The organism is Sphingopyxis italica (genome assembly GCF_011926545.1).
In the GTDB taxonomy this organism is placed as follows: domain Bacteria; phylum Pseudomonadota; class Alphaproteobacteria; order Sphingomonadales; family Sphingomonadaceae; genus Sphingopyxis; species Sphingopyxis italica.
This window is the reverse complement of the sequence record NZ_JAATIT010000004.1, coordinates 255,386-276,551: the sequence shown is the minus strand read 5'-3', so window position 1 is coordinate 276,551 and position 21,166 is coordinate 255,386. Positions and strand designations below refer to the sequence as shown.

The following is a 21,166-nucleotide window of genomic DNA, read 5'->3' as shown; positions in this document are numbered from 1 at the left end:
GTCATAGCCCCTTCGTCAGCGCTTCGCGCTGCCACCTCCCCATGGCTTCGCCACAGGGAGGATCGGTAACGGCTGCCCTCCACCGCAGCCTCCCCAATCAAGGTATCCGCGACGTCGGATAAGGCGTGCCATCCTTGTGGAAATAACCGTCGGGCGTGAAGAGCATGTCGATGTCCGAATAGCCGCCGCCGGTATCGTGCGCCTTGCCGCCGCCAAGCGCGACGAAGACGCAGTCGGCGTCCGATTCGTTGATCAGATGATGGCCGTTGGTACTGCCCTTCGGCCACACCGCGATATCGCCCGCGCGCATCGGCCAGCGGCTGTCATCCTCGACGAGCACCGCCTCGCCCGATATCATCACGAGCATCTCGTCCTCGCCGTCGTGCCAGTGGCGCTGCGACGACCAAGCGCCGGGTTTGAGCACCACGTGACTGGCGGCGAAATCGCTGAGGCCTGTCGCCGGCGCGAGACGGCGATACCAGCGGCCCTGCACGGGCGCATCATAGGGCGCGGGATAGCCCGTCGTGTTGGTTTGCGGGATCGCATCGAGATCGAGCTTGGGCATGGCGGTCCTCGTGAGCTTGTTCCTCCTTTGTTTCGCATAAAGGGCGCGCGATGCAAAGCCTCGACTTGGCGCGCCGCGAAGGAGTAAGGGGGCGGCATGACCCATGCCATCGACCCCGTCGAACTCGCCAAGACGCTGATCGCCGCGCCGAGCGTCACCCCCGCCACCGGCGCCGTGTTCGATGCGCTCGAGGCGGCGCTGACGCCGCTGGGCTTTACGGTCGAGCGGTTCATCGACGGGATCGAGCCCGACGGGCCGGTCGAAAATCTGCTTGCGGTGCGCGCGGGCAAGGGCCCGAAGCATTTCGCGTTCGCGGGCCACCTCGACGTCGTGCCGCCGGGCGTAGGCTGGACGGGCGACGCGTTCGCCCCCGAAGTGCGCGGCGATTTGCTCTATGGCCGCGGCGCGGTCGACATGAAGGGTTCGATCGCGGCGTTCGTTGCCGCCGCCGCCGCGACGCCGGTCGATGCGGGCACGATCAGCCTGATCATCACCGGCGACGAGGAGGGGCCCGCGATCTTCGGCACGCGCGCGCTGATGGAACATATGGACGCGCGCGGGGTGAAGCCCGACATGATCGTCGTCGGCGAGCCGACGTCGGTGAACCGGCTCGGCGATATGGTGAAGATCGGCCGCCGCGGGTCGGTCAATATCTGGATCGACGTGGGCGGCACGCAGGGACATGTCGCCTACCCGCACCTCGCCGACAATCCGATCCCCAGGCTGGTCAGGATATTGGCGGCGATCGACGCGGTGACGCTCGATACGGGCAATGACTGGTTCCAGCCGTCGAACATCGAATTCACCGATGTCGAGGTCGGAAACGGCGCGACCAACGTCATCCCCGCCTCGGCGCGCGCGCGGCTGTCGATCCGCTTCAACGACCAGCATCGCGGTGCCGACCTCGTCGCGATGATCGAGCGGATCGCGCATGACGTCGAACCGAACGCCAAGATATTAGGCAAGATTTCGGGCGAGGCCTTTCTGACCCCGCCGGGTGAATTATCCGAACTGGTCGCCGAGGCGATCCATGCCGAGACCGACGTTTGTGCCGAAATGTCGACGACGGGCGGCACGTCGGACGCGCGTTTCCTCCACGCGCTGTGCCCGGTGGTCGAATTCGGGCTGACCAATGCGACGATGCACAAGCTCGACGAGGCGGTGGCGGTGGAGGATTTGCGCACGCTGACCGCCATTTATCGCGGGATATTGGTGCGCGCCTTCGCCTAATCTTCTCTGGCGCGGCGCAAAATCACATAAACCGCTCCCGCACCGCCATGGCTGATGTGCGCGGGGCGGAGCGCGACGATCTGGTCGGCGTGGGGCGAAAAGCCAAGCCAGTCGGGGAGCGAGGCGCGGATCGCGCCGCGCGGGCGCGGGTCGCCGTGCATGATCGGCAGGCGGTCGGCACCCGGACGCAGCCGCCCCGCGACGACGAGCAGCACGCGCGCGCCGCGCATCAGGCCGCGGCCGATCGCCTCGTCGAGCAGCGCCTGCGCCGAGGCCAGCGTATGGCCGTGGAGATCAATGCTCATATCGGGGCGGACGAGCCCCTTGCGCAGCCGCCGGTCCCAATGACCGTCGAGCGTCGCCGCCTGATGCGTGCGGCGCGGCGGCGGAAGTTTCGTCGCGGGACGCGGTGCGGCTGCGGGGGCCGCAGTGCTGCGCGGAGTCGGTTTCGGCGGACTGACGGTCGGCGGGGCGGCTGGCGCGAGCGGCGCCTTCGCCTTGGCGAGCGGCTTTACCGTCGCTGCGACCTTTTTCCACAGCGCGCTTTCGTCGGGGGCAAGGCGCCGCGGCACATCAAGGCGCCGGGATCAGCCGCGCGGTGCTCGCGCGGGGGAGCAGGAGCAGCGCCGAGCCCCGCGCCGCCATGCCGCCGGCGATCGCGCGCGCTTCCTCGCCCGCACCCCAGAAGCTGTCAAAGCGGTTGGCGCCCTTGATCGCGCCGCCGGTATCCTGCGCGATCCACAGACCATTGGGTTCGGCGCGATCGAGCGACAGGAAGACGGGGGCACCGAGCGGCACATATTTGGGATCGGCGGCGACGCTCGCGCGGCCGGTCACCGGGAGACCCAAGGCGCCTAGCGGGCCGGGACCGGTCAGTTCGCGGAAGAAGACCCAGCTCGGATTCTCGTTCATCACCGCGGCGCCGCGCACCGGATCGGCGCGCAGATAATCGAGGATGCCCTGCATCGACGCCTGCCCCGGCTGGAGTTCGCCCCGATCGCGCAGAAGCTTGCCGATACCGACATAGCCGCGGCCGTTCTGCGTGTCGTAGCCGATGCGCATGATGCCGCCGTCGGGGAGGCGCAGGCGGCCCGAGCCCTGCACCTGCAGGAAGAAGAATTCGGCGGCGTCGGCCGCCCAGGCGATTTCGAGCCCGCGTCCTTCGAGCGCCCCGCTCTCGATCGCCGTGCGGTCGTAGTAACGGACGAAATTGCCATCCTCGACGCGGCCACGAATCTTGCGGCCCTTCAAATCGTCGGCGAACTCGCCGAGGTCGACTTCGACGAGGTCGGCGGGGCGGCGATAGATGGGAATGTCATAACCCGGCCGCTTCGTGCGCGCGGCGGCAATCTCGGGTTCGTAATAACCGGTGACGAAGGCGGTGCCCGCGCCGATCTGCACTGTGCCGAAATAGCGCGTGAAGAAGGCGAGCGCGTCCTTGTCGGCCCAGTTTTTCGCCGCGGTGCAGCTTTCGGCCCAGTCGGCGCCGAACGTGAGGCCGCTCGCATCGGTGCGCCGCTGCACCGAAGGGCAGCTGATGCGGAAGGCGGCGAGCGCGGCAGCCGCCTGCTCGGCACTCACGCCGAGCGTCGCGAATTCGGGGCCGGCGATCACTCCGCTGGCGGCGGCGGTCGTCGCCTCGGCGGGGGGCGCGGCGGCGGGAAGCGGTGCAAGCGGGGTGGCCGGGATCGGCTGCGCGGCGGCGCCGGGGCGCTCGGACGGGCGCGGCACATAGGGGCGCGGGGTGCCGAGCGGCGACGATGGGGCGGGGGTGACGGTCGCCGGGCGGCTGCCGGTGCCCGCGGGAACGACCGACGCGCAGCCCGACAGCAGCGGCAGGGCGGCGAGCAGCGCGAATCCGAAAGCCCGCGCGCGCGGCGCCCCCACCGTCTGATTCACGCGATCAGGCCGATTCGGCTTCGTCGAGCACCCAATTGGGGTCGTTGCTGCCGATCTGGCGGCGGAAGGTCCAGAGGTCGTCGGCCTGCTCCGCGTCGCTCATCGACCCGGCGATCAGCTTGCCGTCGGCATCGCGGGTGATCGCGCTGATGTCGGCATGATAGCGCACGGTGATCCGCGCTTCGCCGCGGCTCATCTCGACCGCGGTGATCTTCGCCGAATCGATGCCGATCAAGCGGTTGTCGAGCGTTTCGCCGCGCGCCGCGCGCGCCGTTATCGCTTCGACGAAGGCTTCGTAGCTGTCGTCGTCGCAAAGGTCGCGCAGCGTGTCGCGGTCGTCCTTCCAATAGGCCTCGAGGATCATGCGATACGCCGCTCCGGCGCCTTCCATGAAGCGGCCGGCGTCGAAATTGCGGTCGGCCGAGAGCAATTGGCGAAGCCCGGCCTCGGCGGAAGGTTCATAGACCAGCCCCGACGTGTCGGCGGGTGCGGGCGCCGCGGCCGACGCGCCATCGCCCTCGTCGAGCCGGGCCGGCGGCGCGGCGGCGCGCTCGCGCGGCAGCACGGGTTCCTGCTCATGCCCCGTGCGCTTGCCGAGCACCGAGTAGAGCCGCATCCCGAGGAAGGCGGCGATCATGGCGAGCAGGACGATCGAAAAAGCGGTCACGGGCAAAAATCCAATGCGGAAGAACAAAACATCTTAGCTGATACATAGGCGATACGGGCCCCGGTTTCAAATAGCCATGGCCGCCGGCCGGCGGCAGGTCAACGATTCGCCCCGCCACCCCGGCTCGGCATCGGCCCATTGTGCTTGCCGCCGGGCGCTGCTAAGCGCCGCGGCAACCGTCCGCCGCGGTTCCGACACGGTCCGCGGATGCGAATTGTTTCCATCTTTTCAGTGAAAGCTTGATCATCATGGCCGACGAAACGAGCCCCGACCTCAACAACCCCGCCCTGCAACCCAATGGCGAGGACACGAGTCCGGCGATCGGCCTGATTTCGCAATATGTGAAGGATCTGTCGTTCGAAAATCCGAACGCGCCCGCCGTCTATCAGTGGCAGGAAGCGCCGCAGATCGACGTCCAGTTCAACATCGCCGCCGACAATGTCGGCGAGAATCTGTATGAAGTGACGCTGAAGATCGACGTCACGTCGAAGACCGACGCGGGCACGAGCTTCGTGATCGACCTGAAATATGCCGGCCTGTTCGGCGTGCGTCACGTCCCCGACGACCAGTTGCAGCCCTTCTTCCTTGCCGAAGCGCCGCGCATCCTGTTCCCCTTCGCGCGCCGCGTCGTCGCCGATGCCGTGCAGGATGGGGGCTTCCCGCCGCTGCTGCTCGAACCGATCGATTTCCACGGCCTGTTCGCGCAGCAGGTCCAGGCGGCGCAGGCCGAAGCGGCCGGCGAAGTCGCGGTCGGCCAGGCCTGAACCCCGTAACGGGGGCGAGCTGAGGGCTTGAGCAGCCTCGTCAAAAGCGTGGGGACGATCGGCGGCCTGACGATGGTCAGCCGCATTTTCGGCTTCGCGCGCGACATGCTGCTCAGCCGCATTCTCGGCGCCGGCGGCGTCGCCGATGCCTGGCAGCTCGCCTTCCAGCTGCCCAACATATTCCGCCGCCTGTTCGCCGAGGGCGCGTTCGCCGCCGCCTTCATTCCGCTGTTCAACCAGCGGATGACGCAGGACGGCGATCATGGCGAGGCGCGCGCCTTCGCCGACGCCGTGCTCGCGGTGCTGATTCCGGTCCTGATCGTTTTTTCGGCGCTGCTGCTGATCGTCATGCCATGGATTATGGGGTTGTTCGCGAGCGACGCGTTGCAGGCCGATAGCGAGACCTTCGACCTCGCCGTGCTGATGGCGCGCATCGCCTTTCCCTATCTGGCCTTTATGAGCGCCGCGACTTTGTTCGCGGCGATCCTCAACAGCCTGTCGCGCTTCGCCGCCGCCGCCGCCGCGCCGATCCTGCTCAACATCTGCCTGATCGGCGCGCTGCTCCTCGGGCTGTTCACGGGCGATGGAGGCGAAGCATCAAAGGCCGCGACGGGGCTTTATCTCGCGATCTCGGTCTCGCTTTCGGGCCTGTTCCAGCTCGCCTGGCTTTATCACTGGATCCGGCGATCGGGATTTCGCCCGGCGCTGCGCCGCCCCCGGCTGACCGCGGGGGTGCGCGAGATGGGGGTGCTGATCCTGCCCGCGGTGTTCGGCGCCGGCGTCTATCAGATCAGCCGCTTCATCGACCTTTTCTTCATCGCGACGCTGCCCGACAAGAGCATCACCTATCTCGCGATGGCCGACCGGCTCAACCAGCTGCCGCTCGGCATCATCGGCATCGCGCTCGGCACCGCGATCCTGCCCGCGCTATCGCGCTTCGTCGCACAGGACGATCGCGACGGGGCGTTCCGGCTCCAGAGCAACGCGGTCGAACTCGCGATGCTGCTCACCGTCCCCGCCGCCGTCGCGCTGTTCGTCGCGGGGCCCGCGATCACCAGCGCCTTCTACGTCGGCGGGCAATATAGCGTCGCCGACGGGCGCGCGACCGGCGCGGTCGTCGGCGGGCTCGTCGTCGGACTTCCCGCCTATGTGCTGGTCAAGGTGCTCGTCCCCAATTTCTTCGCGCGCAAGGACACGCGCACACCGGTGTGGACCGCGGCGATTTCGCTGGCGGTCAACATCGCGCTCAACCTGTTGCTGATCCCGCGGCTCGGCATCGTCGGGCTCGCGCTCGCGGGCTCGATCGCCGCCTGGTGCAATGTGGCGATGCTCTACGCGCTCCTCCACCACAAGGGGCATTTCCGCCTCACCGGCCAGGTCGCCGGGCGAATCGTGCGCATCATCCTCGCCGCGGCGGCGATGGCGGCGGCGCTCCACTATGCGATCCCGCTGGCGGGCGACGCCTTCATCGGCGGCGTGTTCGAACGGATCGTCGCGCTCGGCGCGCTGGTGGCGGCGGGCGCGATCATATTCTTTGGTTGCGCCTTCCTGTTCGGCGTGGTCAATCGCGACACCATCGGCCAGCTGCGCCGGCGCACACTCTAACAGGACGGACATCATGCGGACGCTATCGGGCATTCAGCCCACCGGAAATTTGCACCTCGGCAATTATCTGGGCGCGATCCGCAACTGGGTGCGCATGCAGGACGAGATGGCGGGCGACAAGCTCTATTTCCTCGCCGATCTGCACGCGATCTCGATGCCGCACGTCCCCGCCGAATTGACCGCCAACACGCGCGCGATGACCGCCGCGCTCGTCGCCTGCGGGATCGACACCGACCGCTCGATCCTGTTCAACCAGGCGCGCGTTCCCGCCCACGCCGAGCTGCAATGGCTGCTCAACGGCACCGCGCGGCTCGGCTGGCTCAACCGCATGACGCAGTTCAAGGACAAGTCGGGCAAGAACCGCGAAAGCGCATCGGCGGCGCTCTATACCTATCCCGTGCTGCAGGCGGCCGACGTGCTGCTCTATCAGACGACGCACGTCCCCGTGGGCGAGGACCAGAAGCAGCATCTCGAGCTTGCGCGCGACGTCGCGCAGAAATTCAACAATGATTATGCGAGCGAAGACGCGCCGGTGTTCACGCTGCCCGAGCCGATCATCCCGGCGGGCCTCGCGCGCATTATGAGCCTGCGCGACGGCGCTGCGAAAATGTCCAAGTCCGACCCGTCGGACATGAGCCGCATCAACCTGACCGACGACGCCGACACGATGATGCAGAAGGTGCGGAAGGCGAAGACCGATCCCGAGGTGCTGCCGTCCGAAGCCGAAGGGCTCGAAGGGCGCGCAGAGGCGCGCAACCTCGTCGGCATTTATGCCGCGCTCGCCGACACCAGCGTCGATGCGGTGCTGCGCGACCACGCAGGGCAAGGCTTCGGGGCATTCAAGCCCGCGCTTGGCGAATTGCTGATCGGAAAGCTCGGCCCGATCAACGCGCGCTTCGTCGCGCTGAAGGACGATGCCGCGGCGCTCGACGCGATCCTCGACAAGGGCGCCGATAAGGCGCGCGCACTCGCCAAGCCGACGCTCGACGCCGCCTATGCCGCGCTGGGGCTCTGCCGCTGACACAGCGTCGCCCTGCCAGCGAAAATCCTTGTTTTTGCGTTCGATGCCCCCATATCAGACGGCGGAACCACCGTGCGACGAAACGAGTTCAACCAAGGTTAAGTCGCATCGGCATAGTCTATGGTATTGAGAGCGCGACTTTAGCGCACCCCCGAATCACGGAGCCAGGACGATGAACAAGATCAATTTCCGGCGGCTGGGCCTTGCCGCCATGACGGGCGCGGCGCTGGCGCTGGCTGGCTGCGCGACCCCTTTCAAGGCCGATGTCGCGCGCTTCCAGTCGCAGCTTCCCGCGCCGCAGGGCCAGAGCTTCGTCGTCGAGGCGAGCGACCCCGCGCTGCAGGGCGGCATCGAGTTTCGCCAATATGCGAATATCGTCGCGGGCGAACTGACCCGCTATGGCTATCGCCCCGCCGCGAACCGCGAAAGCGCCGATCTGGTCGTCCGCATGGACTATGGCGTCGACAAGGGCCGCGAACGCGTCGTGTCGAGCCCCGGCTTCGGCGATCCCTGGTACGGCGGCTTTTACCGCCGCGGCTTCTATCGCCCCGTGATCGTCACCGGGCGCGGCGGGCGCCGCTATGTCTATGGCTATCGCGACCCCTTCCTGTGGGGCGGTTTCGGGCCCGGCTGGGGCTATAACGACGTGTCGAGCTATACCGTCTACACCAGCGGCCTGAAACTGGAGATCGACCGCGCCGCCGACGGCTCGCGGCTGTTCGAAGGCCATGCCGAGGCGCAGTCGCGCGACAATAATCTGCAAACGCTGGTCCCGAACCTCGTCGAGGCGATGTTCACGGGTTTCCCGGGCAATTCGGGCGAGCGGGTAAGGATCACCGTCGCACCGCCTGAAAAGGGCTGAATTACCTTCGGAGCCAAATAAAGGCCCGCCCTCCACACGGACGGCGGGCCTTTTTCTTACAATGGGAATGGCAGTTTTCGGCCGGTAGCGGACGTCTAAAGTCGGACCTGTTGCACAGGATCGCCGCGTTCAAACTCCCAAGTCTCTGCCATATTCAACACGTCATCAAATGGATCGTTCGGATGCGAAGTCGTGCACAGGAAGCGATTCTGATCGTTGCCTTCGCCCACTACGATTTCGTCAATAATTTCCTCAATTTTTTCACAACCGGGGCCAACAACAGCTACGAGTGAAACGTCGTCGATGAGGCACTGCTCGACGAATCCGTCTAGTAGGGCTTCATCCGATACTGGGACGTGCAGAATAATCTTTCGGGCAAACGGCATGAGGCAACGATAGACAGGCCAAAGACCGCTTTCCACCCCAAAGCCGACTTTCGAACGATGTGGATATCTCCGGGGATAACCCCGGCAAACCCTGTGGATCAGCTGTTGAGACTGCGCCGGATCGCGGCGATCTCGGCATCGAGTTCGCTGTCGTTGACGCGCAGCGCCTCGACCGTGCGCACCGCGTGGATCACCGTCGAATGGTCGCGGCCGCCGAAGCGGCGCCCGATCTCGGGATAGGAGCGCGGCGTCAGTTCTTTCGCGAGATACATCGCGACTTGCCGCGGGCGGGCGATCGCGCGGACGCGGCGCTTCGACGCCATTTCGGACTTGTCGAGCCGGTAGTGCGCGCACACCGCGCGCTGAATCTCGTCGATCGTGATGCGCGGGCGGGCGCAGCGGACATTTTCGGCGAGCCGGTCCTCGGCGAGCGTGAGATCGACCGTCGTGCCGGTGAGCGCGGCATAGGCGAGCAGCTTGTTGAGCGCGCCTTCGAGCTCGCGGATGTTGCGGGTGAAATGCTTGACCAGATAGGCGACGACCGCATCGGGCACCTCGACCATCGGCATCGCGGCGAGCCGCTGGCGGATGATGCGCTCGCGCAGGTCGTCCTCGGGCGCCTCGATATCGGCGACGAGGCCGCCCGACAGCCGCGACAGCAGCCGCGCCTCGACCCCGTCGAGCATCGCCGGCGGGCGGTCGGCGGTGACGACGAGGCGCTTGCCCGCGGTCATCAGGTCGTCGATCGTGTGGAGCAGTTCCTCCTGCGTCGAATTCTTGCCGATCACGAATTGCAAATCGTCGAGCAGCAGCAGGTCGGCGGCGCGCAGCCGCGCCTTGAACGCCATCATGTCGCCGCCGCGCATCGCGCCGACGAATTCGAGCATGAATTTTTCGGCCGACATCAGGATGATGTTCGCGGTCGGGTGCGCCGCGGCATAATCCTGCGCGATCGCCTGCAAGAGGTGCGTCTTGCCCTGCCCGGTGCCCGAGCAAAGATAGAGCGGGTTGAACTGCGGCGCCTCGACCATCGCCATCCGGCGCGCGGCGTTGGCGGCGAGGATATTGCTGCGCGCGACGACGAAGCGGTCGAACGACAGGCGCGGATCGAAACCGAGCAGCGCGGGATTGGCGGCGACGGGTTTCGGCACCTCGAAATTCGGCAGCGGCGCCGCCGCGAGGCTCGCCGCGCGGTCGTCCGCGGCGGCGCCGCCGCGCACCATGACGCTGCGCACCGCGGGCAATTGCTGCCGCCACGCGAGTTCGAGCCGGTCGCCGAAGCGTTCGTTGATCCAGTTGGCCGAAAAGCGGCTGACGGTTTCGAGCGTCACGACGCCCGACAGCGCGCAATAATCGGCAAAGCGCACGGGCTTCAGCCAATGGTCGAAGGTGCGCACGCCAAGGTCGCGGCGCAGCCCCTCGGCGACGCGCGGCCAAAGCGTAGCGGCATCGCTGCTCACGGCTCCACCCTTTGCGTCATGCCCATGCCGATTGCCGCTCTCTATCACGCCGTGCCGCCCCCTCAGGTCCCCTCTGCGCCGGATGATCGGGCGGCCAGCCACATCGCGATTCATCGTCTGCGCCAGGCACAGCTTTCCTGTCCGGGACAAGCGGCCCGAGAAGATGCGAATCATGTCGATGTAACGGCCGCTGGCGAAAGCCGGCGACCCCCCTGTCTAGTCAGGGCGCGGCGAGTCGATCAAGGGCTGGCCCTGTAAAAATACTGAAATAAAAATCTTGACTCGCCGGGGCTACCGGAAACGCGTCAAAGCGTCATTTTATCTTTTATTATCAGTAGTTTATTTATGACATTCCGGAGACAAAGCAACGAATCGCAGCAATTCCGTCACTTACCGCGCTGCAACACTATTGCCACCGCGCTGTCATAATATCCGACGCAAAAAAGGACCCGCAGGCAAGATGCCGGCGGGTCCTTTTTGTTCCCTTTCGGGACGCGAGAGATCAGGCGATCGCGTTCACGCTCTTGGTCAGGCGCGAATATTTGCGGGCCACGGTGTTCTTATGGAGCACGCCCTTGGCAACGCCGCGCGCCATTTCGGGCTGCGCCGCCTTCAGCGCGGCGGCAGCGCCGTCCTTGTCACCGGCGGCGACGGCGTTTTCGACCTTCTTCACCAGCGTGCGAATGCGCGAAACGCGATTCTTGTTCACGATGGTGCGCGCGGTGTTGCGGCGGATGCGCTTTTTTGCCTGCGGCGTATTGGCCATAAATTCCTCTAGTCTTTCAAACGGTCTACATGGTCGGAGCACAGCCTAAACGGAGCAGCCGAATCGCGCGAGTTGCAGCGAATCAATGTCCGGATGCGGCCGGTTCCGGACGCCCGGACCCTGCTCGAAGGGTGCGCGCATAGCGATGAAGGGCGATTTGGTCAATGGCTTTGCGGGCAATATCCCGCATTATCGTTGGCATTTTGGGCAAAAGAAGGTCGACCGGCCCGATTGCACGATCCGCGCGATCGTGCCGCCGCATTCGCAAGCCTCGCCCTCGCGGCCATAGACGCGCCAGTCCTTCGCGAAATAGCCGAGATCGCCTTCCGGGCCAAGGAAGTCGCGCAAGGTCGATCCGCCCGCCGCGATCGCCGCCGCCAGCACATCCTTGATCGCGGGCACCAGCGCCGCCAGCCTGGCCTTCGATACGTCGGCGGCGGGCTTCGTCGGCGCAATACGCGCCATGTTGAGCGCCTCGCAGACATAGATGTTGCCGAGCCCCGCGACGATCGTCTGATCGAGCAGCATCGCCTTGACCGGCGCGCGGCGCCCGGCGAGCGCGCTGGCCAGATAGGCGGCGTCGAAGGCGTCCGACAGCGGCTCAGGACCCAGCGTCACGAAGGATGCAAAGCGCGTCAGCGGATCGCCGCTCACCAGATCGACCGAACCGAAGCGGCGCGGATCGTGGAGGAAAAGCCGGTGTCCCGCCCCCGTTTCGAGCAGCAGATGGTCATGCTTGCCCGCCTCGCCACCCTCGGTGCGCCAGCGTCCCGACATGCCGAGGTGGAAGATCATATGATCGTCGCGGTCGGTCGAGATCACGCCATATTTGGCGCGGCGCGACAGGGTCGTGACCGTCGCGCCGGTCAGGCGCTGCGCGAGATCGGCGGGAAAGGGACGGCGCAGGTCGGGGCGAAAGGTGATGACCGAGGTCAGCCGCTGGCCTTCGAGGAAGGGGGCAAGACCGCGCACGGTGGTTTCGACTTCGGGTAGTTCGGGCATTTCGACATCGCGGTAACTGGCATTTGCTTGCGCGACAAGGCCCGGCTAAAGGCCGTCGCAACAGAATTTCTCCCCGCAAAGGCGCACGCTCCATGGCCACTCCCGACACCGTCAGCTTCGGCTATGAACAGGTCCCCGCGGGCGCGAAGACCGCGATGGTTGGTGAAGTGTTCAGCCGCGTCGCGCGCAAATACGACATTATGAACGACGCGATGTCGGGGGGCATGCACCGCCTGTGGAAGGACCGCTTCGTACGCCGCGTCAAACCGCGCGAGGGCGAGACGATCCTCGACATGGCGGGCGGCACCGGCGACATCGCGTTCCGCATGGAGCGCTTCGGCGCGAGCATCACTGTTGCCGACATCAACCCCGACATGCTCGGCGTCGGTGTGGAACGCGCCGCCGAGCGCGGCATCGACAGCCTCGTCTGGTCCGAGCAAAATGCCGAGAAGCTGTCGTTCCCCGACCAGTTTTTCGATGCCTATACGATCGCCTTCGGCATTCGCAACGTCACCGACATTCCGGCCGCGCTGCGGGAAGCGCATCGCGTGCTGCGCTATGGCGGGCGTTTCTTCTGTCTCGAATTTTCGACCAACGAATGGCCCGGTTTCGCGCAAGCTTATGACGCTTATTCGCATCACCTCGTCCCCAAGCTCGGCAAGCTGATCGCCGACGACGAGGACAGCTATCGCTATTTGATCGAATCGATCCGCCGTTTTCCGCCGATGCCCAAATTCGCGCAGATGATCCGCGAGGCGGGCTTCACCGCGGTCAAGGTCGAACCGATTTTGGGCGGGCTGGTGGCGATCCATAGTGGGTGGAAAGCTTGACCCGACCCGTCATCCATATCGTCCGGCTGCTGAAGTGGGGGCGCATTCTGGCGCGCCACGGCGCTTTGCGCGGGATCGAAACCGCGCCGCAGACGCCGCCGGGGGTCAAGCGCCTCTGCCGCATCGCGCGCTTTGGTACGATCCAGCCGAAAACGCCCGACTATGCCGCCGCTTTCCAGGCGATCGGCCCCGCGGCGGTCAAACTCGGGCAAACGCTCGCGACGCGCCCCGACCTCGTCGGGGAGGACGCGGCGCATAATCTGCTCACGCTGCAGGACGCGCTTGCGCCCGTCGCGTTCGAACGCATCCGGCAGGAAATCGAGGCGACCTTCGAGGTGCCGCTCGAAAGCCTCTATAGCGAGTTCGACCCCGAGCCCGTCGGCTCGGCCTCGATCGCGCAGGTTCATCGCGCCGTGACGACCGAAGGCCGCAAGGTGGCTGTCAAAGTGCGCCGCCCCGGCATCGACAAGCAATTCGCGCGCGACATCGACACCTATGAATGGGCGGCCGCGCATCTTGAGGCGCTCGGCGGCGAAGCGACGCGGCTGCGCCCGCGCGAGGTCATCGCGAATTTCCGGCGCTGGACCTTGCGCGAGCTCGATCTCCGCCGCGAGGCCGCCTCGGCGTCCGAGCTTGCCGACGCGATGGTCGGGGTGCCGACCTATGAAGTCCCCGCGATCGACTGGGACCGCACCGCGAGCCGCGTGATGACGCTCGACTGGATCGACGGCATCAAGATTTCGCACCGCGACGCGCTCATCGCCGCGGGGCACGACATGGAGGCCTTGTCGGCGAACCTCGTCAACGCCTTCCTGCGGCAAGCCATTGCGGAAGGCTTTTTCCACGCCGACATGCACCAGGGCAATTTGTTCGTGACGGCCGACGGGACGATCGCCGCGGTCGATTTCGGGATCATGGGGCGGATCAACCGCCAGGCGCGCTACTGGCTCGCCGAAATCCTCTATGGGCTGACCACGGGCAATTACCGCCGCGTCGCCGAGATTCATTTCGAGGCGCAATATGTGCCCGACTATCACAGCGTCGAGGAATTCGCGACGGCGCTGCGCGCGGTCGGCGAGCCGATGCGCGGCAAGCCGGTGAGCGAGCTTTCGGTCGGGCAGATGCTCGATGGTCTGTTCGCGATCACGCGCGATTTCGACATGCAGACGCAGCCGCACCTGCTGCTGCTTCAGAAAACGATGGTGATGGTCGAGGGCGTCGCGACGATGCTCGATCCCAAGATCAACATGTGGGACGTGTCGGGCCCCTTCGTCAGCGAATGGATCCGCGACGAACTCGGCCCCGAAGCCGCGCTGGCCGATGGCCTGCGCGAACAGGGCAAGACGCTCGCGCTGATCCCCGACATCATCCGCCGCCTCGACGCCCAATTGCCGAGGAAGGGCGCCGCTCCGCCCGCACCGCCGCTGCCCGACATTCCGTTGATGTGGGACAAGGGTGAAAGAAAACGATGGTGGCGTTACGCGCTGACCGCGCTCGCCGGCGCGGCGGCGGGCGCCGGCATCCTGACCTGGCTCGGCTGAACGCCGCACACCGGGCGCGCTTGGTTACCAGACATTTACCCTAAATCATTAAGGCCTGACCTCGACCGAACCCGGACGCGAAATCCGCCTTCGTCACCGCGCAGACGGCGGCGGTGATGACCGCGATCGCCTTCAACTTCTTCCTCAACAACAGCTTCACCTATGCCGACCGCAAGTTGAAGGGCTGGCGCCTTATCGGCGGACTTGCGAGCTTCTATGCGATTTCGGCGCTCGGCGCGGTCGCCAACATCGGCATCGGCACGTGGATGGCGGGGCATAACGAACGCTGGTGGGTCGCGGGCGTCGCGGGCGTCGTCGTCGGCGCGATCTGGAACTTCGCCATGTCGTCGGCGCTGACCTGGCGCAAATGACGCGCGCCGCGCCCGGCTGGAACCGCTTCGCGCGCGTTTCGCGCCCGGTCGCGGCGGCCGTGCTCAGCTTGATGGCGCTGCTGATGGCGTGGGGCGCGGCGGGCGGCGTCGGCCGCAATCATGTCGCGGTTGCGAGCCCTTCGGCGGCGCATTTCGACGGCCTCGTCGGCGATCATGCGCTCTATGCCCGCATCGCGCAGCGTGTCGCGGCGGGCGAATCCTATTATACGGCGGCGGCGGCCGAACATCGCAGTGGACATTATCCGCTGCGCCCCTTCGTCACCGTGCGCCTGCCGACGCTGGCCCACATCGTCGCCGCGCTGGGTGAGCAAAAGACGATGTTTCTTTTCCTCCTTGTCGGCGGGGCGGCGATTGTCGCCTGGTATCGACGATTGCGGACCGAAGCCGGGATCCCCCGCTATGCCCCGATCGGCGCGCTGTTCGTCGCGGCGAACCTGACGCAGCTCGCGGCGCGCGAATGGCTGTTTATCCACGAAGTCGCGGCGGGTGCGCTCCTCGCGCTCGCGCTGGCGCTCTATCGCCCCGCCCGCCCGTGGCTCGCGATGGTCATCATCGCCGCCGCGCTGGCGATCCGCGAGACGATCGTGCCCGTCGCGATGCTGTTCGGATTGTTCGCGCTGATCGACCGCGACTGGCGCGCGGCCGCCGGATGGCTGGCGATCGGCCTATGTTTCGCCGGGGGCCTTGCGGCGCATGTCACGACGCTCTCGGCAGTCATCACTCCCGCCGACCCGGCAAGTCAGGGCTGGCACGGACAGGGCGGCTGGATCGCCTATCTATCCTTCGTTCAGACATCCTCGCTGCTACGCTTTTTCGAAGGCTGGGTGGCCGCCCTGCTCGTCCCGCTCGCGCTGCTCGGCTGGGCGGCGTGGCGGTCGCGGCTGGGGCTGGCAGTGTTGCTGATCCAGCTTGGCTACGCCGCGCTGCTGATGCTCTTTGCGCGTCCCGCCAACTTCTATTGGGCGATGCTCGTGACGCCGACGCTGTTCATCGGCCTCGCCTTTGCGCCCGCCGCGCTAGCCGGTCTCGCCCGCGCGCTGCGACAGCCGGCGCAACCCGTTGCCGCCCCGATTCCGGCCTCTCCTTGAACTGGAGAGCCGAAGCGCATAACTGGATGGCGAAGGAGACGGCGATGAATCACCCCCTGTCGATCGCCGCCCGCACCGGGCAGGCTTGCCACCGCTGATGGCCGCCCCGCGCATCCTGCTGATCATCGGCGGCGGCATTGCCGCGTATAAGAGCATCGAACTCGTTCGTCTGCTCCGCAAGGCGGGTTATGTCGTGCGCTGCGTGATTACCCGCGCGGGCGAGCAGTTCGTCACGCCGCTGACGCTCGCCGCGCTCTCCGAAAACAAGGTCTACACCAGCCTCTTCGACCTGAAGGACGAGGTCGAGATGGGGCATATCCAATTGAGCCGCGAAGCCGACCTGGTCGTCGTCGCGCCCGCGACCGCCGATTTGATGGCGAAGATGGCCGCAGGAATCGCCAACGACCTTGCGACGACATTGCTGCTTGCGACCGACAAGCCGGTGCTCGCCGCACCCGCGATGAATGTGCGCATGTGGCTGCACGCCGCGACGCGACGCAATGTCGCCACGCTGCGCGGCGACGGCGTGACGGTGATGGAGCCCGACGAGGGCGAGATGGCGTGCGGCGAATATGGCCCCGGCCGCCTGCCCGAGCCGGTGGCGATCAAGGCGGCGATCGACGCGGCGTTTTCTTCTCCCCTCCCGCTTGCGGGAGGGGTCGGGGGAGGGCCTGTTTCGTCGTTAGTCTTACCATTAGACGACTTTCGTTCGTCTGCCGACATGCCCTCCCCTAGCCCCTCCCGCAAGCGGGAGGGGGACTTGGATGGCCAGTCCGATTTCGCGCCCGCGAACCATCGCCCGCTGTTCGGGCGGCGCATCCTGATCACCGCCGGCCCGACGCACGAGCCGATCGACCCGGTGCGCTACATCGCCAACCGGTCGAGCGGCAAGCAAGGCTTCGCGATCGCCGCCGCCGCCGCCGAAGCAGGCGCCGAGGTGCTGCTGATCGCGGGACCGGTGCCGCTGCCGACGCCGCCCGGCGTGATCCGTATCGATGTCGAGACCGCGAACGAGATGGCGGCCGAAGTGGAACAGGGCCTGCCCGTCGATGCCGCGATCATGGTCGCCGCGGTCGCCGACTGGCGCGCCGCCGACACCGCGCCGCAAAAGATCAAGAAGGACGGCAGCGGGCAGGTTCCGCCGCTCGCGCTTGCCGAGAACCCCGACATCCTGGCAGGGCTGGCCAAGAGCCCGCAGCGCCCGCCGCTGCTGATCGGCTTTGCCGCCGAGACGAACGACCTCATTGCCCATGCGCAGGCAAAGCTCGCGCGCAAGGGATGCGACTGGATCGTCGCGAATGATGTTTCGGCCGACCCGATGGGCGGCGAAAGCAACCAAGTGCATATCGTCAGCCAAGACGGCGTGGACAGCTGGGATCGGCTGCCCAAAGCGGCCGTCGCCCGAAAATTGATGGAAAAGATCGCCGATGAACTCGAAAAACGCGCCCCCCTTGAACGCGATTGAAATCGCCATCCAGCGGCTGCCGAACGGCGGCGGCCTGCCTCTTCCCGCCTATGCGTCGGACGGCGCGGCGGGAATGGACGTCGTCGCGGCCGAAACGCTGACACTCCGCCCCGGCGCGCGCCAAGCGGTCGCGACGGGCTTCGCGATGGCGATCCCGGCAGGCTATGAGGTTCAGGTGCGCCCGCGCTCGGGCCTCGCGCTCAAGCATGGCGTCACCTGCCTCAACACGCCGGGCACGATCGACAGCGACTATCGCGGCGAAGTGAAGGTCATCCTCGCCAATCTGGGCGACGAGCCGTTCGAGATCCAACGCGGCGATCGCATCGCCCAGCTTGTGCCCGCCCCGGTCCAGCGCGCGGCCTTTGCCGAAGTCGAGACGCTCGACGAGACGACGCGCGGCGCGGGCGGTTTCGGATCGACCGGGGTCGAAAGCGATGCGGTCGACGAGACCGCGGACATGGCGGGCCTCGCCTCGCTGTCGGGCATCAAGCTGCGCCGTCCGGGCGAATAGTGCTAAGCGACGCCGAACTCGACCGCTATGCGCGCCAGATCATTCTTCCGGCCTTTGGCGGTGCGGGACAGGCGAAGCTGAAAGCCGCGCATGTCGCCCTCATCGGGGCTGGCGGAATCGGCTGTCCCGCGATCACGTATCTCGCGGCGGCGGGCGTCGGCAAGTTGACGATCATCGATCACGACGTCGTCGAGCTGTCGAACCTCCACCGCCAGCCGCTGTTCACCGACGCCGATATCGGCGCGCTGAAGGCCGAGGTCGCGGCCGAGGCGGCGCGGCGGATCAACCCGCATGTCGCGGCCGTCGCGGTTGCCGAGCGGCTCGATGAAGCCAATGCCGAGGCGCTGCTGACGGGCGCGAGCCTGATCCTCGACGGCTGCGACAATTTCACCACGCGGCTCGCGGTCAATCGCGCCGCGGTCGCGCTCGAAATCCCGCTGCTCAGCGCCGCGATCGGCGCCTTCGAGGGGCAGGTCGCGCTCTATGAGGGCTGGCGCGCGGGGGACGCCTGCTACGCCTGCCTCGTCGGCAACGACCCCGACCGGCCAGGGATCAACTGCGCCGAAACCGGCGTGATGGGCGCGCTCGCGGGGATGATCGGCACGGTGGCGGCGCTGGAAGCGGTGCGTGCGCTTTCCGGCTGGGGACAGCCGCTTTTGGGCCGGCTCGCGATCGTCGACATGCTCGATCGCCGCTGGCGCGAAGTCGGCGTGCCCGAGGACGCCGAATGCCCGATATGCCAAGCCTGAACATCATCGTCGCGGTCGCCGAAGGGCGGCGGCTCTATGCGGCGCTCGAAGCCGGGGTGGCCGCGGCGGCGCTCGGGCGCCCGGTGCGGATTTTCCTGCAGGGCGAAGCCGCGGCGTTGCTCCGCGATCCGGTGCGTTTCGCCGGCGACGAGACGCGCCGCGCGGCGGGGCAGCCCGACCTCGCCTGGCTGATCGAGGAAGCGGTCGCGATGGAGGTCGCGCTCTTCGTCTGCCAGTCGGGCATGGCGCTCGTCGGCATGGCGGCGACCGAACTGGTGCCGCACGTCCGCGCCGCGGGGCTGGTCAGCTTTATGGCCGAAGTCGGTGTCGAGGATCGGCTGATCGTTTATTGAATACCTCCCCTCCCGCACGCGGAAGGGGTTGGGGGTGGGCGTGAGCGCAGCGAACTCCCGAGGTGTCGATTGCCCACCCCGCTGCAACTAGCGAACAAGTTCGCAAGTTTCGCTGCCCCTCCCGCTTGCGGGAGGGGCCACTTCGTCACGGATTGTCGCAGACCTTGATCGCCTCGGGCTCGGGGCGTTTGCCCGCGGGCACGAAACGCGCGAGATAGCCGCCGGCGTGCTGCTTGTCGTCGTAGGAGACGAGCTTGTAGCCCACCGCCTGAAATTCGCAGACGAGCAGGCGGAAAGGCGTGCCGTGCTGCGCGATCGGGCGGTCGCCGTCGACGACGATCACCTGTCCGCCCTTGCGCAGCGCCGGGCGCAGCCGCCACAAGAAAGCGTAGGGTTCGCCGATCTCGTGATACATATGGACCATGAAGACGCGGTCGAAGCTCGCCGCGGGCAGGCGCGGATCGTCGACCGCGCCGAGTTTCAGCGAAACATTGTCGAGCCGTTCGCGCGCGACGCGGTCGGCGAGCCGCTCGATCACCTCGGGCATGATGTCCTGCGCGAGCACACGGCCATTGGCGCCGACGCGCTGCGCGAGGCGCACGGTATAATAGCCGTCGCCGGCACCGATGTCGGCGACGGTCATGCCGGGGCGGACATCGGCCGAATCCATGACGTCCTCGGCCTCGTTGACGCGGTCGCGCGCTTCCTCGGTCGACCATTTGGTCGAGACCGTCGGCGCCACCGGCCGGTCGGCGGGCGGAAAGTCGCGCGCGCTTGTCGCGCGGTCGCTGTCGTCACCCCATGGCGCGTCGCAGCCGCCGAGCAGCGGCATGAGCGCAAGGGCGAGGACGAGCGCCGCGCGCTTCATCAGTCGATGTCCTCCACCTCGACCTTTTCGCCCGTCACCTTCTGCGACAGCGCCGCTGCCATGAAGGGATCGAGCGCGCCGTCGAGCACGTCGCCGGGAGCGGTCGAGGTGACCCCGGTGCGCAGATCTTTCACCAACTGATAGGGTTGAAGGACATAGGAGCGGATCTGATGGCCCCAGCCGATTTCGGTCTTCGCCTGATATTCACCCGATGCCGCGGCCTCACGCTTCTGAAGCTCGGCCTCGTACATCCGCGCCTTCAGCATCCCCATCGCGGTCGCGCGGTTCTTGTGCTGCGAACGGTCGTTCTGCGACGCGACGACGATCCCGGTCGGAATGTGGGTGATGCGCACCGCCGAATCGGTCGTGTTGACGTGCTGGCCGCCCGCGCCCGACGCACGATAGGTGTCGATCTTGAGGTCGCCCTCGTTGATCTCGATCTCGATATTGTCGTCGATCACCGGATAGACCCAAACGCTCGAAAAGCTGGTATGGCGGCGCGCCGAACTGTCGTAGGGCGAGATGCGGACGAGGCGGTGGACGCCGCTTTCGGTCTTGGCATAGCCATAGGCGTTCTCGCCCTTCACCAGCATCGTCGCCGACTTGATGCCCGCCTGTTCGCCCGCCTGATATTCGACGAGCTCGACCTTCATCCCGCGCTTTTCGGCCCAGCGCATATACATGCGCTGGAGCATCTCGGCCCAGTCCTGGCTCTCTGTGCCGCCGGCACCGGCATGGACCTCGATATAGGCGTCGTTGGCGTCGGCCTCGCCCGCGAGCAGCGCCTTGATCTTGTCCTCTTCGGCGCGCGCCGCGAGGACGCCGAGCGACGCGACGGCTTCGTCGACCATCGCCTCGTCGCCTTCCATTTCGGCGAGTTCGATCAACTCCGCCGTATCGGCGCATTCGGTTTCGATCGCGCGCGTCGCGGTGATCGCCTCGTCGAGCCGGCGGCGTTCGCGCATGACCTCTTGCGCCGCCTTGGCGTCGTTCCACAGTGCCGGGTCCTCGACCTTCGCATTGAGTTCGTCGAGCCGCCGCACCGCGCGGTCCCAGTCGAGGAAACGCCGCAGCAGCGCCAGCGCGGCGCCAATCTTGTCGATATGATCCTGCGCTTCGGCGCGCATGTCCTTGCTCCTGAA

General features: G+C 66.7%; 22 protein-coding genes and 1 pseudogene. 13 read left to right on the top strand and 10 right to left on the bottom strand.

The features are described from left to right. Positions 1–97 precede the first annotated feature (97 nt). On the bottom strand, positions 98–565 hold the full coding sequence (locus GGR90_RS15695) for a cupin domain-containing protein (protein WP_167922330.1): 468 nt from the start codon (positions 563–565) through the stop codon (positions 98–100). 96 nt (positions 566–661) lie between these two features. On the opposite strand from GGR90_RS15695, the gene dapE reads away from it, so the two are divergent. Beyond that, complete coding sequence (gene dapE / locus GGR90_RS15690; RefSeq protein WP_167922329.1) at positions 662–1,795, top strand: succinyl-diaminopimelate desuccinylase; 1,134 nt, start codon at positions 662–664, stop codon at positions 1,793–1,795. Here dapE and GGR90_RS15685 read toward each other — a convergent pair. The 3 genes from GGR90_RS15685 to GGR90_RS15675 are packed head-to-tail and all read right to left on the bottom strand — an operon-like array spanning position 1,792 to position 4,361. Beyond that, positions 1,792–2,367 (bottom strand): Smr/MutS family protein, encoded by a 576-nt coding sequence (locus GGR90_RS15685; RefSeq protein ID WP_167922328.1) that lies wholly within the window; start codon positions 2,365–2,367, stop codon positions 1,792–1,794. The two genes, dapE and GGR90_RS15685, sit on opposite strands and share 4 nt — an antisense overlap. Position 2,368: 1 nt before the next feature. After that, entirely contained in the window at positions 2,369–3,694 is a 1,326-nt protein-coding gene (gene mltA / locus GGR90_RS15680) for a murein transglycosylase A (protein WP_342449953.1), read from the bottom strand. A gap of 4 nt (positions 3,695–3,698) precedes the next feature. Continuing rightward, positions 3,699–4,361 (bottom strand): Tim44/TimA family putative adaptor protein, encoded by a 663-nt coding sequence (locus tag GGR90_RS15675; RefSeq protein ID WP_167922327.1) that lies wholly within the window; start codon positions 4,359–4,361, stop codon positions 3,699–3,701. 248 nt (positions 4,362–4,609) lie between these two features. On the opposite strand from GGR90_RS15675, the gene secB reads away from it, so the two are divergent. From secB to GGR90_RS15655, 4 genes are all read left to right on the top strand, one after another. Next, positions 4,610–5,125: a protein-export chaperone SecB gene (gene secB, locus GGR90_RS15670; RefSeq protein ID WP_167922326.1), complete on the top strand. Its 516-nt coding sequence runs from the start codon at positions 4,610–4,612 to the stop codon at positions 5,123–5,125. A 27-nt stretch (positions 5,126–5,152) separates the two neighbouring features. Next, positions 5,153–6,730, top strand: coding sequence for a murein biosynthesis integral membrane protein MurJ (gene murJ, locus GGR90_RS15665; RefSeq protein ID WP_167922325.1), 1,578 nt, complete (start codon positions 5,153–5,155; stop codon positions 6,728–6,730). Between the two features lie 13 nt (positions 6,731–6,743). Then, on the top strand, positions 6,744–7,751 hold the full coding sequence (gene trpS, locus GGR90_RS15660) for a tryptophan--tRNA ligase (protein WP_167922324.1): 1,008 nt from the start codon (positions 6,744–6,746) through the stop codon (positions 7,749–7,751). Between the two features lie 172 nt (positions 7,752–7,923). After that, the gene (locus tag GGR90_RS15655; protein ID WP_167922323.1) at positions 7,924–8,613 is read left to right on the top strand and encodes a DUF4136 domain-containing protein; all 690 of its coding nucleotides are present in this window, start codon (positions 7,924–7,926) and stop codon (positions 8,611–8,613) included. A 95-nt stretch (positions 8,614–8,708) separates the two neighbouring features. Here the strand turns inward: GGR90_RS15655 and GGR90_RS15650 are convergent, their stop codons facing one another. The 4 genes from GGR90_RS15650 to mutM form a co-directional block, all read right to left on the bottom strand. Continuing rightward, positions 8,709–9,035, bottom strand: coding sequence for a hypothetical protein (locus GGR90_RS15650; RefSeq protein WP_245198725.1), 327 nt, complete (start codon positions 9,033–9,035; stop codon positions 8,709–8,711). A gap of 62 nt (positions 9,036–9,097) precedes the next feature. Then, positions 9,098–10,459, bottom strand: coding sequence for a chromosomal replication initiator protein DnaA (gene dnaA, locus GGR90_RS15645; protein ID WP_167922321.1), 1,362 nt, complete (start codon positions 10,457–10,459; stop codon positions 9,098–9,100). Positions 10,460–10,961: 502 nt separating this feature from the next. Further along, positions 10,962–11,225: a 30S ribosomal protein S20 gene (rpsT, locus tag GGR90_RS15640; protein WP_056344834.1), complete on the bottom strand. Its 264-nt coding sequence runs from the start codon at positions 11,223–11,225 to the stop codon at positions 10,962–10,964. A 189-nt stretch (positions 11,226–11,414) separates the two neighbouring features. Further along, positions 11,415–12,227 carry a bifunctional DNA-formamidopyrimidine glycosylase/DNA-(apurinic or apyrimidinic site) lyase gene (gene mutM, locus GGR90_RS15635; protein ID WP_167922320.1) on the bottom strand — a complete coding sequence of 271 codons (813 nt, stop codon included), beginning with the start codon at positions 12,225–12,227 and terminating at the stop codon, positions 11,415–11,417. 92 nt (positions 12,228–12,319) lie between these two features. On the opposite strand from mutM, the gene GGR90_RS15630 reads away from it, so the two are divergent. The 8 genes and pseudogenes from GGR90_RS15630 (at position 12,320) to GGR90_RS15595 (ending at position 19,156) form a co-directional block, all read left to right on the top strand. Beyond that, positions 12,320–13,057: a class I SAM-dependent methyltransferase gene (locus GGR90_RS15630; RefSeq protein ID WP_167922319.1), complete on the top strand. Its 738-nt coding sequence runs from the start codon at positions 12,320–12,322 to the stop codon at positions 13,055–13,057. Beyond that, on the top strand, positions 13,054–14,598 hold the full coding sequence (gene ubiB, locus GGR90_RS15625; protein WP_167922318.1) for a 2-polyprenylphenol 6-hydroxylase: 1,545 nt from the start codon (positions 13,054–13,056) through the stop codon (positions 14,596–14,598). The genes GGR90_RS15630 and ubiB overlap by 4 nt, the downstream gene beginning before the upstream one ends. A 101-nt stretch (positions 14,599–14,699) precedes the next feature. Then, positions 14,700–14,969 (top strand): annotated as a pseudogene (locus GGR90_RS15620) (GtrA family protein); the annotation flags it as partial. Further along, a complete protein-coding gene (locus GGR90_RS15615) occupies positions 14,966–16,078 on the top strand; it encodes a hypothetical protein (RefSeq protein WP_167922317.1) in 1,113 nt (370 codons plus the stop codon). The pseudogene GGR90_RS15620 and the gene GGR90_RS15615, both read left to right, overlap by 4 nt. Before the next feature lie 97 nt (positions 16,079–16,175). Next, the gene (locus GGR90_RS15610) at positions 16,176–17,543 is read left to right on the top strand and encodes a bifunctional phosphopantothenoylcysteine decarboxylase/phosphopantothenate synthase (protein WP_167922316.1); all 1,368 of its coding nucleotides are present in this window, start codon (positions 16,176–16,178) and stop codon (positions 17,541–17,543) included. Continuing rightward, positions 17,506–18,054 carry a dUTP diphosphatase gene (gene dut, locus GGR90_RS15605; RefSeq protein ID WP_167922315.1) on the top strand — a complete coding sequence of 183 codons (549 nt, stop codon included), beginning with the start codon at positions 17,506–17,508 and terminating at the stop codon, positions 18,052–18,054. The genes GGR90_RS15610 and dut overlap by 38 nt, the downstream gene beginning before the upstream one ends. Further along, positions 18,051–18,803 (top strand): molybdopterin-synthase adenylyltransferase MoeB, encoded by a 753-nt coding sequence (locus tag GGR90_RS15600; RefSeq protein ID WP_167922579.1) that lies wholly within the window; start codon positions 18,051–18,053, stop codon positions 18,801–18,803. The genes dut and GGR90_RS15600 overlap by 4 nt, the downstream gene beginning before the upstream one ends. Continuing rightward, positions 18,782–19,156: a DsrE family protein gene (locus GGR90_RS15595; RefSeq protein WP_245198721.1), complete on the top strand. Its 375-nt coding sequence runs from the start codon at positions 18,782–18,784 to the stop codon at positions 19,154–19,156. Before GGR90_RS15600 ends, GGR90_RS15595 begins: the two co-directional genes overlap by 22 nt. A 145-nt stretch (positions 19,157–19,301) precedes the next feature. Here the strand turns inward: GGR90_RS15595 and GGR90_RS15590 are convergent, their stop codons facing one another. Next, on the bottom strand, positions 19,302–20,024 hold the full coding sequence (locus GGR90_RS15590; protein WP_167922314.1) for a class I SAM-dependent methyltransferase: 723 nt from the start codon (positions 20,022–20,024) through the stop codon (positions 19,302–19,304). Then, positions 20,024–21,151 (bottom strand): peptide chain release factor 2, encoded by a 1,128-nt coding sequence (prfB, locus tag GGR90_RS15585; RefSeq protein WP_167922313.1) that lies wholly within the window; start codon positions 21,149–21,151, stop codon positions 20,024–20,026. The genes GGR90_RS15590 and prfB overlap by 1 nt, the downstream gene beginning before the upstream one ends. Positions 21,152–21,166: the final 15 nt, after the last annotated feature.